18 protein-coding genes are annotated in these 22,699 nt (G+C 44.1%); 8 read left to right on the top strand and 10 right to left on the bottom strand.

Translation table 11 applies throughout. The features are described 5' to 3' along the window. Window positions 1-75: 75 nt before the first annotated feature. Both L4D79_RS20180 and L4D79_RS20175 read left to right on the top strand, forming a co-directional pair. A complete protein-coding gene (locus L4D79_RS20180; RefSeq protein ID WP_428653692.1) occupies window positions 76-756 on the top strand; it encodes a heavy metal response regulator transcription factor in 681 nt (226 codons plus the stop codon). Between the two features lie 10 nt (window positions 757-766). Then, on the top strand, window positions 767-2,119 hold the full coding sequence (locus L4D79_RS20175; RefSeq protein ID WP_428653690.1) for a heavy metal sensor histidine kinase: 1,353 nt from the start codon (window positions 767-769) through the stop codon (window positions 2,117-2,119). 24 nt (window positions 2,120-2,143) lie between these two features. On the opposite strand, the gene L4D79_RS20170 is transcribed toward L4D79_RS20175, so the two are convergent. Next, window positions 2,144-3,568 carry a glycoside hydrolase family 1 protein gene (locus L4D79_RS20170; RefSeq protein ID WP_428653687.1) on the bottom strand — a complete coding sequence of 475 codons (1,425 nt, stop codon included), beginning with the start codon at window positions 3,566-3,568 and terminating at the stop codon, window positions 2,144-2,146. A 232-nt stretch (window positions 3,569-3,800) separates the two neighbouring features. Here L4D79_RS20170 and L4D79_RS20165 point away from each other — a divergent pair, with 232 nt between their 5' ends. Next, complete coding sequence (locus tag L4D79_RS20165) at window positions 3,801-4,517, top strand: GntR family transcriptional regulator (RefSeq protein ID WP_428653685.1); 717 nt, start codon at window positions 3,801-3,803, stop codon at window positions 4,515-4,517. 66 nt (window positions 4,518-4,583) lie between these two features. Here L4D79_RS20165 and L4D79_RS20160 read toward each other — a convergent pair whose 3' ends face one another. Continuing rightward, a complete protein-coding gene (locus L4D79_RS20160) occupies window positions 4,584-5,969 on the bottom strand; it encodes a serine hydrolase domain-containing protein (protein ID WP_428653683.1) in 1,386 nt (461 codons plus the stop codon). Window positions 5,970-6,340: 371 nt separating this feature from the next. On the opposite strand from L4D79_RS20160, the gene L4D79_RS20155 reads away from it, so the two are divergent. Beyond that, window positions 6,341-7,972 carry a methyl-accepting chemotaxis protein gene (locus L4D79_RS20155; protein WP_428653681.1) on the top strand — a complete coding sequence of 544 codons (1,632 nt, stop codon included), beginning with the start codon at window positions 6,341-6,343 and terminating at the stop codon, window positions 7,970-7,972. A 75-nt stretch (window positions 7,973-8,047) separates the two neighbouring features. On the opposite strand, the gene L4D79_RS20150 is transcribed toward L4D79_RS20155, so the two are convergent. After that, window positions 8,048-9,187, bottom strand: a complete 1,140-nt coding sequence (locus L4D79_RS20150) for a patatin-like phospholipase family protein (RefSeq protein WP_428653678.1) — start codon at window positions 9,185-9,187, stop codon at window positions 8,048-8,050. A gap of 496 nt (window positions 9,188-9,683) precedes the next feature. Between L4D79_RS20150 and L4D79_RS20145 the strand changes: the two genes are divergently transcribed. Then, window positions 9,684-9,872: a hypothetical protein gene (locus L4D79_RS20145; RefSeq protein WP_428653676.1), complete on the top strand. Its 189-nt coding sequence runs from the start codon at window positions 9,684-9,686 to the stop codon at window positions 9,870-9,872. 89 nt (window positions 9,873-9,961) lie between these two features. On the opposite strand, the gene L4D79_RS20140 is transcribed toward L4D79_RS20145, so the two are convergent. The 7 genes from L4D79_RS20140 to galE form a co-directional block, all read right to left on the bottom strand. Continuing rightward, window positions 9,962-10,162, bottom strand: coding sequence for a hypothetical protein (locus L4D79_RS20140; protein WP_428653674.1), 201 nt, complete (start codon window positions 10,160-10,162; stop codon window positions 9,962-9,964). A 197-nt stretch (window positions 10,163-10,359) separates the two neighbouring features. After that, a complete protein-coding gene (locus L4D79_RS20135) occupies window positions 10,360-10,917 on the bottom strand; it encodes a hypothetical protein (protein WP_428653672.1) in 558 nt (185 codons plus the stop codon). 180 nt (window positions 10,918-11,097) lie between these two features. Then, window positions 11,098-11,799, bottom strand: coding sequence for a DUF899 domain-containing protein (locus L4D79_RS20130; protein WP_428653671.1), 702 nt, complete (start codon window positions 11,797-11,799; stop codon window positions 11,098-11,100). 261 nt (window positions 11,800-12,060) lie between these two features. Beyond that, window positions 12,061-13,146: a galactose-1-epimerase gene (galM, locus tag L4D79_RS20125; RefSeq protein WP_428653670.1), complete on the bottom strand. Its 1,086-nt coding sequence runs from the start codon at window positions 13,144-13,146 to the stop codon at window positions 12,061-12,063. Window positions 13,147-13,175: 29 nt separating this feature from the next. Next, the gene (gene galK, locus L4D79_RS20120) at window positions 13,176-14,339 is read right to left on the bottom strand and encodes a galactokinase (RefSeq protein ID WP_428653668.1); all 1,164 of its coding nucleotides are present in this window, start codon (window positions 14,337-14,339) and stop codon (window positions 13,176-13,178) included. 33 nt (window positions 14,340-14,372) lie between these two features. Beyond that, a complete protein-coding gene (locus L4D79_RS20115) occupies window positions 14,373-15,440 on the bottom strand; it encodes a UDP-glucose--hexose-1-phosphate uridylyltransferase (RefSeq protein WP_428653666.1) in 1,068 nt (355 codons plus the stop codon). A 103-nt stretch (window positions 15,441-15,543) separates the two neighbouring features. Continuing rightward, window positions 15,544-16,554: a UDP-glucose 4-epimerase GalE gene (gene galE / locus L4D79_RS20110; RefSeq protein WP_428653664.1), complete on the bottom strand. Its 1,011-nt coding sequence runs from the start codon at window positions 16,552-16,554 to the stop codon at window positions 15,544-15,546. A 472-nt stretch (window positions 16,555-17,026) separates the two neighbouring features. Here galE and L4D79_RS20105 point away from each other — a divergent pair, with 472 nt between their 5' ends. The 3 genes from L4D79_RS20105 to L4D79_RS20095 all read left to right on the top strand — a co-directional run bounded on the left by L4D79_RS20105 (window position 17,027) and on the right by L4D79_RS20095 (window position 22,414). Further along, on the top strand, window positions 17,027-20,161 hold the full coding sequence (locus L4D79_RS20105; RefSeq protein WP_428653662.1) for a sensor domain-containing protein: 3,135 nt from the start codon (window positions 17,027-17,029) through the stop codon (window positions 20,159-20,161). Window positions 20,162-20,787: 626 nt separating this feature from the next. Beyond that, window positions 20,788-22,011: a sodium/glutamate symporter gene (gene gltS / locus L4D79_RS20100; protein ID WP_428653660.1), complete on the top strand. Its 1,224-nt coding sequence runs from the start codon at window positions 20,788-20,790 to the stop codon at window positions 22,009-22,011. A 166-nt stretch (window positions 22,012-22,177) separates the two neighbouring features. Further along, entirely contained in the window at window positions 22,178-22,414 is a 237-nt protein-coding gene (locus L4D79_RS20095) for an HP1242/YdcH family protein (protein ID WP_428653658.1), read from the top strand. Window positions 22,415-22,699: the final 285 nt, after the last annotated feature.

Below are 22,699 nucleotides of genomic sequence, written 5' to 3'. Positions count from 1 at the left end.
CCTGAAACAGCGCATGCAAAAAAGGGGTTGAAGGACCCACCCCTAATGACCAGATGATAAAGAGTCGAGGCGAAAATGAAGTTACTGCTGATTGAAGATGAACCCAAAACCGGTGAATACCTCAGAAAGGGGTTAACCGAAGCGGGCTACATTGTCGACCTCTCATCAGACGGCGTTGATGGTTTATACCAAGCCACCAGCGCCAATTATGACCTCATCATCCTTGATGTCATGTTGCCACAACTCAATGGTTGGCAAGTATTAACCACACTGCGAGCCAGTAACATTGAAACACCGGTCATTATGTTGACCGCTAGAGATCAGGTCGAAGACCGGGTTAAAGGCCTTGAACTGGGCGCAGACGATTATATTGTTAAACCTTTTGCCTTTGTTGAGCTGGTCGCTCGCATCAAAAATACCCTTCGCCGAAAGCAGCCTTCAGTATCCAAAGAACTCGCCCTTGAAGTGGCCAACCTTCACCTAGACTTACTCAAACGCCGTGTAACCCGTGCCGGTGACAGTATTACTCTGACAGCCAAAGAGTTTTCTTTGCTTGAGTTGCTAATGCGTCGCCAAGGCGAAGTACTATCGCGATCTGAAATCGCCTCAATTGTATGGGACATGAATTTTGACAGTGATACCAATGTTATTGATGTCGCCGTCAAACGGCTACGAGGAAAAGTCGACAAGGGATACGAACCCAAGCTAATCCACACCATTCGTGGAATGGGGTACATGCTAGATGAACAAGGGTAAAGGAAGTAGTATGTTCAATTCGATGTCAGCGAAGCTCATCGTTTCATTTTTTACGGCCTCTCTTCTTGTGCTTTGTACCTTAAGTACCGCCATCCTGTACCAATTGAAACACCACTTCCATCAGCAAGACCAATATACCCTCGAGCAAAAATTCAAAACCATTAATATTTTACAATTACAGAATGATTTTATTGCCAAATACGGCACCTTCTTTGAACTTGGCGAAACCAAGCTGTGGTTAATCAACAACGGTGAAATCCAATATCAAACTGAAGACGTTGCTTTGCCAGACACTTTCCTCAACAACCGCTCAGTCAAGAGCTTCACCTGGCAAGAAAACGACGTCCACTACCGAGCCTTTCGCTTTCCGGTTGATAAAGAGCCCAGCGTCGATGTCATTTTGGGAGTTAATATCAATTACCATCGTGTATTTTTGGCAAGCTTTACTACCGTACTCATTTGGACTACTTTGCTTGCCAGTATCGTCAGTGGCTTCCTCGGATGGCTGATCGTTAAAAAAGGTATGCGACCAGTCAAACACCTCGAAGAACACATGCAACAAATTTCGACCGAGAAGTTGGATTTACGTATTGAACCTGCATTGTTTCCCAGCGAGCTTCAACAATTGGTTATTGTCTCTAATGACATGCTGTCACGGCTTGAAAAAGAGTTTGAGCGCTTGTCCGAATACTCCTCCGATATCGCCCATGAGCTTCGTACCCCAATAAGCAATATGATGACCCAAACTCAGGTGATCCTCGCCCACCCTCGTACAACTGACGAATATCAGGAAAGCTTGATTTCCACCTCAGAAGAGCTAAGCCGCTTAACCAAAACCATTACCGATATGTTGTATCTGGCCAAGTCTGAGCATAACTTGCTGCAAACCGCCAACGAAGATATTGCTCTTAGCCCACTAGTGGAAGACTTGGCTGAATATTATGAGCTTGCCGGGGAAGAGAAAGGCGTAACCATCAACCTATCAGGTTGTGGATGGATCCACGGTGACAAAGAGATGCTTAAACGCTCCATCGGTAACCTCATATCTAATGCGGTCAGGCACAGTGATGATAACGAAGCCATTACGATCCAAATTAGTGAGACTGACACCGCGACCCGAGTCGCTGTTATCAACAAAGGGGAAACGATTCCTGCTGAAAACCTTCCTTATATTTTCGAGCGATTCTACCGGGTTGATAAAGCCCGAATGCATCGAGCCACAGCTGGCGCTGGGTTGGGACTTGCAATTGCCCGTTCTATTGCCAAAATCCACCACGGTGACATTCTGGTGCGGTCCGATAATGGCATTACCAGTTTTGTTTTATCAGTGCCAAAAGAAAGCCCACGCGGTTGCATGGGCTGACAAAACAAACGTTGGGGTAATATTTTAATCTAACTGCTCGCCATTCGTTTCAATGACTTTTTGATACCAGTAGAAACTGTCTTTCTTATAGCGCTTGAGCTCTTTCTCGCTCTCTTCGTCACGGTCGACATAAATGAAACCATAGCGCTTAGCGTAGCCGTTTAACCAGCTGAATAGGTCTTGGCAGGACCAAGTACAATAACCGATAACCTCACAACCATCATCAATAGCATCTGAAATCGCTTCGACATGGCGGCGCAGGAAGTCTATCCGGTAGTCATCGTGTACCTTGCCTTGTTCCGTCAACGTATCGAAGGCACCAAGGCCATTTTCGCTAATAAGGATAGGAAGCTCATAGCGGGAAGTAATTCGGCGCAGTGCGACACGCAGGCCATTTGGGTCAATAGCCCAATTCCAATCGGTCATATCCAGATATTCGTTATCCGCGCGAGCAAATAGCTTATCGGTTGGAATTTCACTGATTTCAGAAACAACTGATACTTGAGAGGCATTACCGGTCTGGGCTGTAGTTTGTTTATTCTCTGCCGCGACAAAAGTCGCAGACTGGTAGTAATTCAACCCCATGAAGTCGCATACACCAGCAGCCAATAGCTCTTTATCACCTGGGTGGAAGTCGATGTGGATATTTAATTTTTCCAATCGCTTCAAGGCAATTTTTGGATAACGGCCTTTGGCATACACATCCATCCAGAACAGATCTTGCAGCTCTTGGGCATCTTCCGCCGCAATGACATCTTCAGGTTTCGCTGACTGCGCATAAGCTGGACTATAGGCAAAACTGGCGCCAATTTGGGCGTTGATGCCCATTTCACGGAATTTCTTCACCGCACTGGCATTAGCCAGATTGGCAATATGGTTGGCATTAATAAAACGCTGGAAGTCAGACACTTTCGGCGGGTGAATTGCTTGCAAGTAACCTAAGCTGGTAAAAATATTCTGCTCATTGAGGCTGACCCAATACGGCACTTTGTCACCGTACTCTTCGAACAACACTTCACAGTAACGGGTAAAATCTTCAATGATTTTGCGGCTTTCCCACCCTTGATATTCATCTTGCAGTGCCTGAGGTAAATCCCAATGGTAAACCGTCAAGATAGGGGTAATGCCATTAGCAATCAGGGCATCGATAACTTTATGATAGAACTCCACACCCTGTGGGTTAACCGTACGACCATCAGTCATGATTCGTGGCCAAGATACCGAGAATCGATAAGCCTGTAGACCCATCTCCTTCATTAAAGCAATGTCTTCCTCAAAGCGGTTATAAAAATCAATCGCGACCTCACCAGTCGTATTTTTGAAAGTATTCCCAGGTACACGAGAATAAACATCCCAGATTGAATCGCCTTTACCATCAAGATTTGATGCACCTTCTATTTGGTAAGCGGCAGATGCACTCCCCCACAAAAACTCTTTTTGAAAACTCATATTTCACCCTAGCTAGGCTAGCCATTAATGTATTCAGTTTGCAAAAAGTCGCTCGTTACCACCTAGTGCAAACAACGCTGATAGCAAGACCCTAACCAAAACCATATGGTTTTACACTCAACGAAAACCAATAACCATACATAGATCACATTAAACACACTATCAGCCGCTGTTATAAAGAGCTATTTAAGGTATTCTGCTTGTGCCAATCCCTAACGTGTATGAAACAACAATGAACAAATATCAGGCTATCTATCAGCAACTTAAAGCTCGCATTCAATCTGGTGAATACAACGCTGCAGAGAAACTTCCTGAAGGGAAAAAACTCGCCGCCGAGTTTGAATGCAGTGAAATCACCCTAAAAAAAGCGATGGATATCCTGGTGAAGGAAGGTATTGTTGTCCGTAAAAGAGGGGCCGGTTCGTTTATTAAGAGTACCCCTCCTCAGCAACCTGATACCCACTTACAAGGCACTAAGCTACGTTACGAGGGCACCGGGAAAAAAGTCACCACACAGGTCAAGCACTTTCGTATTATCGAAGCTGATACTGATACCGCAGAATTAGTCTGTGGGCAGCTTGGTGATCACCTTTATGAAATCATTAGGTTACGCTCGCTAGATGACCAGCCAACTATCGTTGAATATACCTATATGCCCGTTGCTGTGGTGACAGGACTGACTCTTGAACAAGCTGAAGATTCCATCTACGGCTACATAACCGACACCCTAAACCAAGGGATCCACAGTGCAAACCTGACGATCACCGTGGATCAAGCCAACAAACAAGAAAGCCAATGGTTAATTATTCCTGAGGGCGAGCATTTAGTTACCGTCTCTCAGCGCGCCTACCTGGATAACGGACAGCTTTTTGAACACTCCGTTGCCAAACACACCTGCGACTCTTTCAAGCTATCGACGACCTATGTGAAATCACTACAGCTGAAGTAGTTAGGCCGCCCACAGTACTGTCCCAACGAGGCACTATACCCAAGTGACCTAAAAGTACAGAGTGGGCTACTGGCGTTGATAAGCAAACGTCAAATTACCTTGATGCAGGGCAAACTTAGAGTAGTCAATATCACCCGATGCGGTCATTCCAAACTTGCACAATATACCGGCAGGCTTGAATTCAAATTCATGTTCGCTATAGGCTTCCAACGGAATAGCCTCTTGACCCGTCGCTTGCAACATCAAAATCCCGTTTTTCACTGAAAGATTAATATCCAAATCAAAGTCAGGGCTCGTATAACTACCTTCATACCCTTTTAAATTATCAACCGCGACAGTCATTGGCTCGCGCTCAAAGTCAGGGAGCGTAAATGGCATGCCATAATAAATGCTCAATATGCCTGTTGTGATGTCATTGAAGTTATAATTTAGCGCATCGACATTGATTGCCACAGCCAGATCGTCACTTTCAAAATAGCTCACATCAGAGTTGAAACTCTCTATCAAGCCACGGTGGCCATAAGAATATTTAGAGTACAGCGGTAGTCTAAATAATCCCTTACTCGACAAATTTGAGGTCCCTTTCATTTGCTTAAGAGAATCCTCAGAGACCAACTCGCCATTGAAAAGCGCACGAATGAATGTTGTTAAATCATATGGTGTTGAAATGATAGCACCGGCAGCTGACGCTACACTCATAGACCATGATGGTGACTTAAACCATTGATTACTAGAAAAGTAAAAAGACTCCAGATCTTGCCCACAACTGGTTTCACTCGCACAATATTCAGTGTTTTCCAACCCGACCCGATCAATGATGTTTTCCTTTACGACTTCGCCATAGCTCTTACCCGTTACATCTTCAAGGATGTAACCTAAAAGAAGGTAGTTGGTATTAGAGTATTCATGCTTTTTATTTGGAGGAAAAGCCACTGGATAAGAGGCGATACGCTGTAACATCGCTTCTTTGGTCTGGTACGTATTAAAATATGTTATGAACTCTGTAGCGTTAGTATAATTATAAAGTCCACTACGATGAGATAACATATGCCCGATTGTAATGTCACCAGCGTTATCAAACTCAGGATAGAACTTTGAAAGAGGTGTAGATAATTCAATTTTACCTTGCTCTATTAATTGAAAAATTAGAGTGGATGTAAATGTTTTTGTAATCGACCCTGCTTTATATTTTTTATCAAAGTTAGACTGTTCTTTCTTTAACGATGAGGGAATGGCTGTTTGATAACTGTATACCTCTTTACCCTTATCAATAATAACCACACCCAAGGCAGCTTTATCATTAGCGGCTAAAGAATTTAGATAACGCTCCATTTTTCCTTTATCAAAGTTACTATCGGCGAATGCTAAATAGGAAAACACCAATAAACTACAGACAAGCACGCAGCCAATCATACTGCTAACACGATACCAATAGCTTTTTCCAACCATCATACCTAGCAATCCTCTAAATTTCTGTCTTAATAAAATTGGTAAATAGTTTTGAATAAACCCACTTCCCCCGACTTTACACACAAAGCAATAAATAGCTTTAACGTTATTCAAAATTACAGCGCAAATCACTGAAAATATGGAAATTACAACTGAGCAATTTGTTACTCGGAACTTGAAGGTAGGTGGCAACGAGTGAAGTGACTGAGTACAGCCAATGCTTTTTCCAGCACTCAATCCAGGCTAGTCAATTAATTACCACGGGATTATTAACATCCAAATATCAAGCAATTCATGTCTGCATTGCTAGACTAAAGTGAGTTGGACAATAAGTTTATAAAATACTTACATTTTATGGGGACATGGAGGAAACCATGAACACTCTATCTATTAAACAACGCTTGATGCTGATCATTCTGATCGCGGTCGTATCCCTCATTACAGCCACCTTGTTTGCACTGTTTGACAAGAAAGACAGCATGCTTGGTGAACGTAAACATCAAATCCAAGTCCTTGTCGAGTCAGCTGAAACTCTCGTCTCGGATCTCTATAATCAAGCTCAACAAGGCAAAATAACAGTTCAAGAAGCGCAGAAAAGGGCAATATCGGCACTTAATGCCATGCGCTATGGCGACAATGGATACTTTATGGTGTATGACATGAAAAGCACCATGATACATCACCCTATTAGCCCACATTTAAACGGTCGAGATCTCTCAAACCTAAAAGATATCAACGGTGTACTTATTGTCAGTGAGCAAGTCGAGGCTGCCAAACAAGGCGGAGGATTTGTGACTTACCACTGGCAAAAAGCAGGGGCAGATGAGACTCCCTATCCTAAAATTGCCTACTCACTCCCTTTTCAACCTTGGGGCTGGGTACTCAACACCGGGCTTTATGTCGATGATGTTGATACCGTCTTTTACCAAAACATAAGAGATCTCCTGGTATTGATTGCGGTTTTGGCTATCGGGCTTATTGCTGTCTCGCTCTACATCACCAAAAGCATCACCTCACCACTGGCAAGGCTGCAGTCACTTATTCTACAAGCAGAAAGTAATCTTGATCTCACCGTACGAGTGCCCAAACAAGGCAACAATGAAATATCTGATGTTGGCTTAGCATTCAATAGCCTGATGGTCACTTTTGAAAATACGTTGCAAGGGGTTCAGAACGGAGCCGAAGCACTCGACAAAGAAGCGGCAAAACTTGATGAACTAGCCAACCACATTGTCAGTTCCTCTGATCGCCAATCAGATGATACCGGCTCCATCGCCGCGGTTGTTGAGCAATTCAGCCAGAGCATTCTTACCATTTCACTCGATGCCGATAAAATAAAGTCCCTCTCAAATGACAGTGGAGAGCAAGCGAATATCGGTGCCTCAACGATGCTGAAAGCGATTGACAATATCAGTGTATTGTCGGAAAAATCCCGTCGTTCAAGCGATGCCGTCTCTGAGTTAGATTACCATTCCAAAGAGATTGAAGGTATTGTCAATGTCATCAATGATGTTGCCGAACAGACCAACCTCCTCGCCCTCAACGCAGCTATCGAAGCTGCACGTGCTGGTGATCAAGGCCGTGGTTTTGCGGTTGTCGCCGATGAAGTCCGGCACCTTGCCGTCAGAACATCCGACTCGACCAAACAAATAGCCTCAACCATACAAGAGCTACGATCTGGGATTGAATCAACAGTCAGCCATATAGAAGTCAGTGTCGGTGCGGTTGAACAAAACATGGCCCAAACCGTGGAGGCAGAAAAAAAAGTGCGTTCGATGCAGGGCATGTCACAAGATCTAATGTTATTGATCGATGAAGTCACCGGCTCATTGCATGAACAGTCCAGCGCAAACTTAGAGCTGGCTGAACGTGTGCAGAAAATTGCCGAGATGGCGACCAACAACCAGCATTCAGCCAATGATGTTCAAGGGGCTGTAAAACAAGTCAATAACCTAGTCGCTGCATTCCACAACTCTATTGGCAAGTTTACCTTCTCGGCAAGCTAGCCTTTAACGGCTTTTATCTTCACCTAGATCAAGCCCTGCAATGCAGGGCTTCTTATTTAGAGCAACGTCAACTTGTTAAGAGACTTTCTGTAGTTTTTTCACTTTGCTCTGTTTTAGCCAAGAGCCATCTTTATGACGTGGGTGAAAATGCGCTGGTAATACATCGTCAGCTTGGGTCCATGGTGCTTCTTTCAAAGCCTGCTGCATGTCCTCATATCCACACTCGCGGCGTAACCGAATAGAGCGGCGAGAGAACTCTGTATCACTAAGTGGAATATGGCCTTGTAAAGGATCAAAAGTAATGTGAACAATATCAATTTTACTGCCCGCTTTTAAAGCGGTAACATCCGGCACCTGAGCACTCGCAATTAATTCAGGCACTGTCTGTTTTAAATGATCGAGATTACGTTTGGCCACCAGCGCTTCGAGATGCTCGCAGGTACGACTCGCATATTGAATCTCTTTCTCGCGCCATATTACTTCTGCCATCGTTTTGGGCAGCTCACCATTGGCGTTCCAAAGATCGACCATGAAAATCAATAAATCTTCGTCTTGTGCTAAATCGAGAATACCGGTAAGGGGTGTGTTGGACACCACCCCGCCATCCCAATAATGATCTTCACCGATCTTTGTGGCAGGAAATCCCGGCGGCAGGGATCCACTCGCGACAGCATGGGCTGGTGCCATGGTATCGGATTGACTGTCAAAGAATACCAACTCACCATCAGTCACCCGCGTCGCCCCCACAGTGAGACGCACTTGATTGCTATTGATCAAGTCAAAGTCAGAGAGATCATCCAAAGTGCCAAACAGCGGTGCAGTATTGTAGAAACTTGTCGCTCCTTCACCAGGAGGAGCAATCCAAGGATTGATTAACCGCGGAGAGAAAAAGTTCGGTTGGCCAAAAACTAACGCTGACGAGGCACTAAGCATATTAAACGCCGAGGCAAACTCGGTTGGGATTTTCATATCCGTCCCCGCTCTTGAAATCATCTCCCAGAATGTTTCTAGCTGTGTAAGCCGCTTATCAGGTTCGTTTCCAGCCAGAATGGTGGCATTTAAAGCCCCAATCGAGATACCTGCAAACCAATCCGGAGTGAAGCCCGCTTCTTCCAATGCCTGATAGGCACCGATATGATAAGCCCCCAGCGCCCCGCCCCCTTGCAGTACTAAGCAAACCTTGGGCTTTTTTCCAATACTTGTTGTCTTTGCCATGCTCTTTTCCTTGAGTAAATAAACACAAAAAAATCATATTTGTCTTTAGCTCAAGAAATTAGCGGCAACCATTAAGATTTCTAGTCAAAGATCAACGACGGAAAAACCATCACAGTTTGTAGGGGGCTGTTTTCAAAGATCTACCATATATTAGAGCATTGAACCTGTTTTCAACTATCTGGTACCGGTTTTGAGCGGACTAATGCCACTTTTCTAGATCACATGAAAAGCTAAACCAGCCATGCTTCCGCAGGTACACCTTGCGTTACGTTGTAGCATATATTCATTCCGTTGAATTAAAAGCTAATACAAATCCATTAATAACTTTAAGAAGAAGGGTTTATAGGAATAGTTTCACTGTCTATGAGTGCAAGTTACAAAGTGCTTTCCGAGGCGTTTAATACAAAAAATGTATGCGTTAATGACTGAGATCAATTTATTGCATGTCAGTTGGTCGTATGTTGGAAACATGTTAAACACAAAAGGACGAGTGTATATGGAGCTTATTCAAGATCCAAGATGTTATACCGACATCTGTATAGACGGAAAATGGTTCCACCATGACCATTGTACCGATACAGCCTACATGCTTTGGGGCGGTTCTTCCCCTCACATCCAATTAGACAAAACCCCAAAAACCGAAAACGAGCTCATTAACCTTCTCAGTCATGCTAATCGCAGTTAAGGCCAACCGAAGAGAATGACTTATTACCTTATATAGCTGGTACTCAAATGAAAGTACCAGCTTGTGCCGTTTAACAACGAAGAGCTCGTTTATTCATTACTCACGAAGCGTTTACCTAGCCTCGTGAAAGCGAAGTAAATAGGCACATAAATCACAAGTAGTATCAGTGTATCGAGCACAAAGTGTAGCTCACTCGCCCCTAAGAATGCACCAACAAGGAAGTTCTTAGCCGTTATTGCACAAAACACCGACACGAAAGTGACGATGAAAGTCATCGTGTTTTTTTTCATTCATCAACCAATACACAGTACCCAAAATATCAATGTGTGATTATACCCTGTGGTAGAGAAATTCACACAACGTTGAGCTGTACGTATGACGGGCATCGCGACTTAGATAGCTCACCATGCCCTGAAATAAAACGAATAACTCTTGACCGTACTCGGCTTTGAACAACTTGCTAGTACAAACTTATGCTGAAAGTGTATTAATTGACTAGCTCGACCTTCGATTTATCGATTTCTAACGCTGACAATTTTTCAAGGAAGCCAGTAATATTCGACTTTGCGGAACCTTCATTTGCCATTCTTAATCGCTCAACCCCACTAAATGCATCTCCAAATGTGGCCGTATATGGGGCAACCACAACTTCATCGAAGATAACTTCTTTACTGCTCTTATCAACCAACACATAACGTATCGATGACGTCACTTCCATATCCAAACCAAATGAAGGCTGATCGACTTCCATTAATTGAGCAGATAGTTCATATTCAGGTTGGTCATCTTTTGAAATCAAGTACAGTAACTGAAGTGAGTCTTTTAATGCAGATTCAAATTCAGTATTACCGATCTCTGAAGTCCACATTGGGTTAGTGTCTTCTCCACCACCAACATCATTTACCGCAATAGAGTTCGTTAATTGTTCATCAAATGTCATATTGACAGAATCGTCAATTTTCATATTTTCTACTTTGGCCGGTGATGCACAACCAAACATTAGTGAACCGGCTATTACAACGGCTGATATTCTTAATAAATTCATAGTTAACTAACTCACTTGAAAGCAAAAATAGGCCTCACCTTATAAGACAGCCCCTTTACGAGCAAATAACTGCATTCAAATATGCGATCAAAAGCAATATCTCAACAGTATCAGTGAGTTAGTTACATAAAGCTAAGTGTAGAATACCACTATGTCTTTCTTCTCCATTGATGTTAACTATTATTCACCATATTCATCTTTTCGCCGTAACCAGAACATATTTTTTCCGCCTTCATCTCGGCCTTTAGGAGCCATGTCTAACAAATCATAAGCTGTCATCACTTTTTCAAGCCCACGGCCATATACCGAATAAGTATGGAAAATATCACCGTTCTCATCACGGACAAAGGTGCTGATACCCGGCGCTTCATTACATGGGAATGACGTACGTTCTTGATAGTTATAGGTGACTTGCTGTGTTGTTCGTTCTTCATCGCTAAACGACACTTGGAAATCTCTATTGAAGCTAGAATGCTGTGAAGAAACCCAGTTGAACTGCCAGTTCATTCGGCGTTTGTAGTCACTCAACTTGGAAATTGGGGCAATCGATATAGCAACAAATGCAGTATCCCTCTGTGCCAAATGCACGGTGGCCGGATCAATATGATCAGCCATATATGAGCATGATTTACATCCAGCCTCCCAGTCAGGTTCAAACATAAAGTGCTGGACAATTAACTGCGACTTATCACCAAAAAGTTCACCTAAGTGAACCTCGCCTTGTTCTGAGTTAAAGACGTAGTCTTTCTCGACCTTAACCCACGGTAAGGCTTGCCTTTCCCGGGTCAGCTCATCACGAAGCCGGGAGTACGCTTTCTCTTTTTCTAAAAGCTCAAGGCGGGCTTTTAACCAAATATCATAATTGGCAACGTTTCCTTTCATTATTTCCTCCCAGCGAGGTCATCAATATCAACGTTCATATTTGCTTTAGATCTTAGTCCATAGTTATATACAAATACCCTCGAAATAGGCTATTACATTCGGCTATTTTCCTTGAACTGACCTCATAGGTGAGGCTCTGAAACTTCATATGCTCTCTACCTAGCATTACACCCTTGTTTGAGCTTCAATGTATTGCAAGCACAAAAAAGCCCGCTCATTTGAGCGGGCAAACCCCAATTTCAACAACGTAAAACAAAACAATTAAAAGGTAAATCGGTAACCGGTGGAATGAGCATAGGTTTGATTTGGGCGCAAAATGCTATCACCAGGCCATTCAGGGTGGTTCGGTGCATCAGGCAGATATTCAGTCTCTATGCAAAAACCTTGGTGAATGCCATATTCCGCAGATGTTCCTTTAGTACCAGACAAGAAGTTACCGGTATAAAGTTGTACCGCTGGCTTGGTGGTTTGTACCGTCATTGTCACTTTCTGATCAGGTGAGACGACTTTGGCAAAATCACTGATCCCATCCGTCATTTCAGGTAGCAAAATAAAGGCATGATCATACCCTTTAGCTAATTCTTGCTCAGGGTCAACCAGCAAATCACATCCGATGGTTTTACCTTTTCGGAAATCAAAACCTGTATGTTCGACTGATTTCAGCTCCCCTGTAGGGATACCTACGTCGGATGTCGGTACAAAATGATCAGCAGCTAACGTTACATGATGGTTTAGACAATCTTGATCTGAGTCTTCACCAGCCAAATTAAAGTACGCGTGATTGGTTAAGTTCACCGGGCATGGCTTATCGCAAACCGCCTGATAGCTAATAGCTACCGTATTATCTATTGTCAGTTCAAAGGTTACTTTCACTTCAAGCTTGCCCGGGAAGCCTTGATCGCCATCTTCCGATAGCAAACTAAACACCAGTTTCGAGTTGCTTTGGAAATCTAAAGTCCAGCGACGCTTATCATAACCTTCTGGGCCACCATGCAGTGTATTACCGGCTTGATTGATAGCCACTTGGGATGCTTTACCATCAATGGTGAAGTGACCTTGCGCAATACGGTTGGCGAAACGCCCGACTGTCGCACCAAAGTAAGCACTTTGCTGTTGGTGCTCTGCCATGGTTGAACAACCTAGTAACACTTCACGAGCTTCGCTATTCTCACCATATTCTCCTCTCACCGGCACAGTACAACTTAACCAAGTGGCACCGATATCCATGAAGGTTGCGGTCATTCCTGAAGCATTGATCAGGGTAAATAGGTTAGCAGGACGGCCATCAAAGGCCGCCTCCATGGTCATGGTTTCGTGCAGCGCTAACACTTTATGAGGTAGTGTCATTTATTATTCCTTATTTGAGCAAACTCAACTTAGGCAATCGCGCCAGCGCCAGCTTTTGCTTTACACACATAGATGCTTTCTTTTAGCCCAGTCTTCGCTTCATACTTTTCAGCAAGTACGGCTGTCACTTCATCAACCAGTGCCGGTGGTATAATAGAAACAATACAGCCACCAAAGCCACCACCGGTCATACGCACACCACCTTGGTCGCCGATGACGTCTTTCACAATATCAACGATAAAATCAATTTCAGGGACGGTGATTTCAAAATCATCGCGCATTGATGCATGGGATTCAGCCATCAGCTCACCCATACGCTTGATGTCACTCTGGCTTAGGGCGATTGCAGCTTCTTCGGTACGGTCGTTTTCGGTGATCACGTGGCGAGCACGTTTAGCAACCATCTCATCCAACTCATCAACACGGGCGTTGAACTGCTCAATGGTGACATCACGTAGCGCTTTCACACCGAAAATACGCGCCGCTTCTTCGCACTGCACTCGACGGGTGTTGTATTCACTGTCAACCAACCCACGCTTCTTGTTAGAGTTGATGATCACCACAGCCATATCTTCTGGCATAGAAACCGCGGTGGTTTCTAGCGAGCGGCAGTCAATTAGCAATGCGTGGTTTGCTTCACCCTCAGCAGAGATCAGCTGATCCATAATGCCGCAGTTACAACCGACGAACTCGTTTTCTGCTTGCTGGCCGTTCAACGCAATCTCTTGCTGGCTAATTTCCAGTGCAAACAGTGTCTTAAACGTTTGTCCAATGACCACTTCTAGCGCAGCTGATGAGCTCAAGCCAGCACCTTGTGGAACATTTCCGCTTACCGCGATATCGGCACCCGCGAATTCGTAACCACGATCGCGTAGGCACTTCACGACCCCTTTGATGTAGTTAATCCACATGCAGTCTTCATCAAAAGTGATATCAGCGGTTAGATCAAACTCTTTGGTTTGGTTGGCATAATCAACTGAAACAACACGCACGATGTTGTCATCACGACGGGCAGCAGCAACGACCGCTTGGTAGTCAATCGCACACGGTAATACAAAACCGTCGTTATAATCAGTGTGTTCACCAATCAAGTTCACACGGCCCGGTGCTTGGATCAGGTGAGTCGCTTCATAACCCAATACGGAGGAGAATGAGGTATTAACAGCGTCAATAAGCAGTTGTGTTTTAGACATAAAATGTTCCTATCTTTCTATCTGGGTTCTTTATTATTTTTGATTTTTGGCTTCACGGTAGTGCACATCGCTAAGGGCACATAATTTGTCTGCCGCCTGCTCTGCAGTCAGGTCACGCTGACTTTCGGCTAGCATTTCGTAGCCCACCATAAACTTTCGCACTGTGGCTGAACGAAGCAGTGGCGGGTAGAAAATTGCATGAAGCTGCCAGTGATCCGTTGAGGTATCACCCTCTTTAAAGAAAGGTGCATAATGCCAGCCCATAGAATATGGGAATGAACACTTGAACAGGTTGTCGTAACGGCTAGTTAGCTTTTTAATCGCAACCGCAAGATCATCACGTTGTTCGTCAGTTAGGTCGTTCATACGACGGATATGCGTTTTCGGCATTAGCATGGTTTCAAATGGCCATGCCGCCCAGTAAGGTACAACAGCAATCCAATGATCTGTTTCAACCACAGTGCGTGACCCATCGACCATTTCAGCTTTTGCATAATCCATCAGCAAGTTTGAGCCTTGCTCTTGGTAATAAGCGCGTAGGTTGTCGTCTTTACGAGCAATTTCATTCGGTAAAAAGCTATTTGCCCAAATTTGACCATGTGGGTGTGGCTGCGAACAGCCCATAGCAGAGCCTTTGTTTTCAAACGCCTGCACCCAAACATATTTTTCACCTAGCTCTTCAATTTGTTCGTTCCAGGTATCAATGACCTTACGAATCATGCCTACAGGCAACTCAGGAAGTGTCTTGCTGTGATCGGGCGAGAAACAAATAACACGACTCAAGCCGCGCGCACTTTCACAACGAAACAGTGGGTTGCCAGACGCTGGTGCATCTGGCGTATCTTGAGTTAAGGCTGCATGGTCATTATTGAACACATAAGTGTCGGCATATTCAGGGTTTTTGTCACCCGATACTCGGGTATTGGTCGGGCACAGAAAGCACTCGCTATCATACGCTTTGTCTTCCGCTTGTTCTGGGGTCTCATCAGCCCCCTGCCACGGACGCTTGGCTCGGTGTGGGGAAACCAAAATATACTGGCCCGTCAAAGGATTATATCGACGATGAGGATGATCAACTGGATTAAACTTTTGCTCAGACATTATCAAAACTCGCAATTACAGGTTTACTGCAAAAAAATCAGGCTGGAGCAGGCAAACACAGGGAGATAAAACGCTACCTGCTCCCGAAATAATCTAATGGGAACTAGTAGCCGTTCGGATTTTCCGATTGCCAGCGCCATGTATCAGCGGCCATCTCGCTAACATCAAATTTGGTTTCCCATCCCAAATCAGTGCGTGCTTTTGCAGGATCAGCCCAACATTCAGCGATGTCACCGGCTCGGCGAGGGCAGATTTTGTAAGCGACATCGTGGCCGCATGCTTGGCTGAAGGCATCAACCATCTCAAGTACACTGCTACCTTTACCTGTGCCGAGGTTGTAGATGTGAAGGCCAGCCTGTTCACCGACTGCTCGCAATGCTGCTATGTGGCCATCGGCCAAATCCATAACATGTATATAATCTCGAATTCCGGTTCCATCCGGGGTTGGGTAATCATTGCCAAAGACAGAAAGGTATTCGCGACGGCCTACGGCCACTTGGGCAATAAACGGCATGAGGTTGTTAGGGATACCTTGCGGGTCTTCACCCATAGTTCCTGATGGATGGGCACCGACTGGGTTGAAATAACGCAATAACGTAATACTCATTTCCGGCACTGCCAACTGAATATCGCGCAGACATTCTTCTACCATATACTTACTGCGGCCATAGGGGTTGGTCACTTGACCTGTTGGGGTGGATTCTTTGATTGGGATTTCTTCTGGATCGCCATAAACCGTTGCCGATGAGCTAAACACTAAACTATTAACCCCAGCATGCTTCATCGCATCCACCAGCATCAAGGTACCGTGAACATTGTTGTCGTAATATTCAAGCGGCTTTTCAACGGACTCACCTACCGCCTTCAAACCTGCGAAATGGATAACAGAGCGGATATCATTCTCAGAGAAGACTTGATCTAAAACCTCACGGTCACGGATGTCGCCATGATAGAAAGCGGGCTTTGTTCCGGTCAGCGTTTCAACTCGATCAAGTACGGCTTCTTTACTATTGCAAAGGTTATCCAAAATGATGGGTTCAAGACCTGCTTCAATCATTTGTACACAGGTATGGCTGCCGATGTAGCCCATACCACCTGTTACTAATACCTTCATCACTCTCTCCCAGTTCGCTGCCAGTGACTCACTCTGTGGTAGTCACTTCAGAAATCACAATTTCTTGTTCTCAACTGCGTGCAATTCTACCAACAAGCTGAAAATGAAATCTGTGATCACCGCCACACAGTGTAAACGTTTCCACAGATTTTCACTACTATCATCACCATCCAAGGTCTCAGCAATCAGAAGAAAAGGTAGACTGGAACGGCAAAAACTTAAAATACATGCACTTAAATACAAGCAAAGGCAAGAAATCAGATTTAATCCGACAAATAGGCAGTAAGGAAAAGTGAAAACGATTAACCATGATAGAAAGTGAGCGCCCTATTAGTCAAAAAAGTGACGCGACAGACAAATTTACACACCAAAAATATGCATTTCGATGAGTATGTCTAATTTTACTTACTCATATGCACCTAAAAATACAAAAAGGCTATACTAACTTGGTTGATGTGCGTCATGGTGAATTATGAAGACAGCTATAATACGTTTTTTACTCTTTTTTATTCCCCTACTGACTATTACGTCAGCATCAATCTTTTATATATATAGTGAAGACTTAAACCAGCTCAACCACCGCATCCAAGATCGAGAAAACAGCCGTCATCAGTCCTCGTTGCATATTACCCGCCTGCATTTCGCTCCGATTATTGAGGATTTGAGATACCTGACAGAGAAAGCCAGAGAACTTTCCACGACGTCATTAAGCATAGAAAGACAACACGAGATTTTGACTGCCAGTTTCCAACGCCTGTCAACAACACGCCATTATTACGATCAGGTTCGGCTCCTCAATAACGAGGGCCAGGAAATTATCCGGGTCAATAAGGTCGGTGATACGGCAACAGCCGTCCCTCCCAGTGAACTCCAAAATAAAAGCCAGCGTGACTATGTCAAAAAAGCGTTAAAGGTCCAGCCTGGCGGCTTTTACACATCCCAGTTCGACTTGAACCAGGAAAATGGCCAAATCGAATTACCCCATAAGCCTATGCTGCGCTTTGTCAGCCATTTCAAAATTAATGGGCAAAGCTGGCTAATAACCCTCAATTATTTGGGTATGGACTACCTTGAAGAGCTCAAGGGGCAATACGGTTGGGACCAAGTACAAAACTGGTTGGTGAATAACCACGGGCAATGGCTATTGGGGCCTACATCCGATAGTGCATGGCAGTTCATGCCCTCTCTCAGCAAGCCTGAACAGCAAGATTTCAACACCCGCTACCCGCAACTATGGCAAGACATTAACCTTAAAGATTCGGGGCAGGTCATTATTGATGATCACCTCTATACCTTTACCCGTTTTTTTTCCGGCGCTGCTTTCAGTGGTGAAGACAGCTTCACCCTACCTTTCCAAGGCTCGGATTTACCGTGGACGATCATTTCACGCGTCAACATGACAGAAGCGGTCACCGAATTGGCTTTTACAAAAAAGCGAATATTAAAGCTGGTCATCTTCACGGGATTGATCATCAGCTTGGCATCTGGTTGCTTGGTATTGGCTTGGCATTTGTCTCAACTACTTAATGCACAGCGTAAGATGACGCTAAAGATAGAAGACACAGCCTTGCAGTATGCAACGGTATTGCGCCATGTTCCCGACGGTCTGATGACGCTTGATCAAGACATGAGAATTGTCACCGCCAATAGCGCTGCCAGACAAATCCTATCCCTTGGCAATAAAGAGATCCTCGGTTGTTCCTTGACAAAACTATTGCCCGGGACGCAATCAAGGCGGCAGGTTGAAGCCATTATTGAGCAACTTCACCAGTTGCGGGAGAAGAAGCAGCCAACCATTAAGATCCGATTGCAATTTAACAATTTGAAAACGAAGCATATAGAGATTATCGCCACTGAAACAACCTACAGTTCAAGCCGGGAAATTTTGCTCAATCTTCGAGATGTGACTTACTGGATTGAACGGGAAGAGAAGCTCAAGAGCATGTCTCGGGCACTTGAACAAAGTAATGACGCCATCATCATTACAGACAGAAGAGGCGTAGTGGAATATGTAAACCGCTCTTTCGAAAGGCATAACGGGATAACATCTAAAGAAATTATCGGCAAGCAGTCTATTGAACTGCTGAGAAATACACTCAATAACCTCAACGACGTCAAACATGTCCAAAAGCAATTAAAAGAGGGTCATGTCATCGAGCGGGTTATTGCGCATAAGCAAGGTGATGATCAAATCATCTACGAAGAGAAAACCATTGCCCCTATCCGAAATAGTCGAGGAAAGATCAGCCACTATATATCCACAGGTAAGGATATAACTGAGCGCGTCTTGTTCGAAAACCGCTTACATCGATTGGTTCACTACGATCTATTGACTGAATTGCCAAACCGCACTCTATTGCAACAGCAACTCTGCGCAGCAGTGAAATGCAATAAGCACACGGGTGAAAATATCGCCCTTCTCTCGCTGGATTTGGATTACTTCAAGCAGATCAATGATTCCTTAGGCCATGCCGTTGGCGATAAGGTGATCAAAACTGCAGCCATGCGTATCCAGCGCTTATTAAGAAAAACGGATTTCCTTGCTAGGCTCGGTGGTGATGAGTTCGCTATTTTGCTAACACAGAGTGCCAACCTACAGGATGTCACCACGATAGCCACTCGTATCCTTAAGCACATTTCTGCCCCTCTGGTCATTGAAGGCAAAGAGCTATTCTTGACCACAAGTATCGGTATCAGCTTCTTTCCTGATGATTCTGATGTGGCAGAAAATCTCAGCAAGTATGCCGATATCGCCCTATACCGAGCAAAAGAGCAAGGACGCAATCAGTTTTGTTTCTATACACCAGAAATGGGGGTTAACAGTGTTCTGCAAATTCAACTGGAGTCAGAACTTCGTCGTACGGTAGGTTCAGATCGCTATGAGTTTTTCTACCAACCCAAAGTGAATGCCAGTGATCATAGTGTATGCGGTGTGGAAGCCTTGCTTAGATGGCGCAATGAATATGGTGAGCATGAGTCGCCACTTAATATTATTCCCATTCTTGAGCGCTCTGGTGTCATTATTGAGGCTGGAGAGTACCTGATTAAAAAAGCATGCTGTCAATTGAAAGCGTGGCAATCCAATGGTATTTACTTCAATTTTGCTCTTAATATCTCAGCCCAACAGCTATTAGGCTCAAATATTGTCGAGACTATTGATAAAGCGATCATCCAGAGTGGTTGTGATCCGCAGTATCTCGAAGTAGAAATCACCGAGACCGTGATCATGTCAGATGTCGATACCGCTCTCGACAAATTAATAAAACTTGAGGCACTGGGTGTAAAGATTGCAATCGATGATTTTGGCACCGGTTACTCCTCGTTGGCTTACCTTAGCCGTTTCCCTATCCATATACTCAAAATTGATCGTGAGTTCATTAAAGATCTCCCCTGGAATAAAGATAACATTGCCATCACCCGTTCAATTGTAGAACTGGCCCACAACCTGAATATGCAGGTCGTTGCGGAGGGTGTCGAAACACAATCCCAATGTGACTTTTTAACCAGTGTCGGCGTGGAAGAATTCCAAGGGTTCTTCTTCGGCCGCCCCCAACCTGTTCGTGAGTTTGAACAACATTATCTACACAAAGATAAGAGCACAGTGTAAGGAAAGGCTATTGCCGCATAAATAATATGCGGCAATAGCCTGATTATTCGAATTCTAACCCTTGGTAGCCATAAAACAGCAAAAAAATTGATCTCATGCAGATTATATACGCTGTTTTATTAATCAGCACTCCCAATAAAACAATCAAAGCAGTGGTTATAGAGAGCCCTAGATAAAAAAAATCAAAAAAATATCGATAAAAAAGCATTCGTAAAGGTGACTATTAAGCCCAACCTTCTAGTTTGCTTACTAAATAGTCGACAAATTTAGTGCTGTAACATATTAATTACAATAATTATTGGTTTATATATTCCGCTTTTTTCGTATGGATATTCATCATTTCAGTATTAGCCTGCTGATTTTAAAGCAGACATGTTTTTGCTATGAGACTTTTCTTGTTTTTAAACCTTATTATCAATAAAAAACCACCAACCCACCAATAAGAACATACCAATAACAAAGCACCCAATGGCTTTGTCAGTTAATACACATAAACATCATAATCAAAACATAAACAACTAACCCGCAACCACGGGTCTACACTATTGGAGTTGAAATGGCAATATAGGCAGTCGCCATTTTAGGGGGTAAAATTAACGCCTAAAAAACAATGAAAAGACATAATCATGAATTCAGTTATACAAGTAAGCGAACTTGAGTCGTTTCTCATTGCGATTATTGTGCTTTTTCTTGGCTACTTCATTAATAGCAAAGTAAAGGTATTCCGGAAGTACAATATTCCAGAGCCGATTGTTGGCGGTTTGATTGTTGCCATACTAATTGCAGTTTTACATACTCAAGGTATCGACATTACCTTCAAGCTAAGCCTCAAAGACACGTTAATGCAGATGTTCTTTGCTACGGTTGGTTTGGCGGCAAGCTTTAAGCTGTTGGCCAAAGGTGGCTCGCGGGTTTTCTTATTTCTTGCGATCGCAACACTGTACATCATTATCCAGAACGCGGTTGGTGTAAGCCTAAGCACCATGCTAGGTCTCGATCCTCTGCTTGGGCTGATGGTAGGCTCTATTACCCTGTCAGGTGGGCACGGCACAGGTGCTGCTTGGTCACAGACCTTTGCCGATATCTATGGCCTGCATACCCTAGAGCTCTCTATGGCTGCAGCAACGTTTGGTTTGGTCATGGGTGGCATCATCGGTGGACCCGTCGCACAGCGCCTAATTAACAAGTTCTCACTAAAGTCTGAATTTGGTACCGGTGAAAAACACCATATCGAACACCCAGACTTAGTCACATACAGTGATAACGAAGAAGATCGCATTACCGGCAAGAACACCATTGAAGTACTCTTTATCTTGCTGATTTGTGTTGCCGGTGCTGCACACGTCAAGGATCTCGTCGACAGCTTTGGTATCACCTGGCTGCGTATTCCTGACTTTGTGTACGCCCTCTTTATCGGTGTTTTCATTACTAACGTCTGTGAGACAACCAAAGTCTACAAGATCAATAATGAAACCGTCGATGCACTCGGTACCATTTCGCTGTCCCTGTTCTTGGCCATGGCGCTAATGAGTCTACAACTGTGGGAGCTGCTTGGCCTTGCCTTGCCTATGATTGTGATCCTATCGGTACAGACAATCACGCTGGCTGCTTTTGCCTATTTTGTCACTTTCCGACTGATGGGTAAAACCTATGATGCGGCGGTTATTGCAGGCGGCCATTGTGGTTTCGGCATGGGTGCAACACCGACTGCAGTGATGAACATGGGTGCGCTTGTCTCTCGAAATGGTCCATCACCACAAGCATTCATGGTCGTGCCAATCGTCGGCGCTTTCTTTATCGACATTGCTAACCTGATCGTACTGCAGACCTACATTAGCTTCATCCAGTAAACTTCCCTTCTGCCGGGCCTAACAAGGCCCGGCTTTGCCGTTCGGCATCTCCAAGCTATTATTAATTTATTGGCCTCTCTTCTTACTGCTGCTTCTGTGGTGAGAATATTGAATCTGTGCCTATCGTCAAATTCGGTAGGACCGTAAAGAGCGTGGGAGTATCAATATGTTAGGTGAAAATCATGCACTGTTTATCGAATACCCTGAGCATCAAGATAGAATTAAGGAGCTAAAACAATCCGACCAATACTTCAAGCAAATGGCTGACCGTTACCACCAGCTGGATCATAAAATTAGAGGCCTCGAAGGTAGCAACATTCCCACCGACGATCATCACTTCTCACAATTGAAATTAGAACGCGTCCAATTGAAAGATAAAATCTACAGTATTCTTTCACACTGATCCTACCATGTGCGTATTGCTTATTATGTCCAGTTCACTGATTTACAATCTGTGAACTGGACATATATTCACACTTTCCTACCAATATGAAACGCCTGCCAAAAATACACATAAGCCATTGAATAAATGACAAAATCATTATTAACAGCATGTGAATAGACAAAATCACCACAGAAACATTTGTAACCAGATATTTCTAGTGGTTTCCTATTCAAAAAATGTTGATAGAATCCGCGCACCTTTAGTGACAATCAACTTTTGTTAATAAAGACAAAAATTTTTTGA

Source organism: Photobacterium satsumensis, assembly GCF_050336935.1.
In the GTDB taxonomy this organism is placed as follows: Bacteria; Pseudomonadota; Gammaproteobacteria; order Enterobacterales; family Vibrionaceae; genus Photobacterium; species Photobacterium satsumensis.
This window is presented reverse-complemented; position numbering and strand designations above follow the sequence as displayed.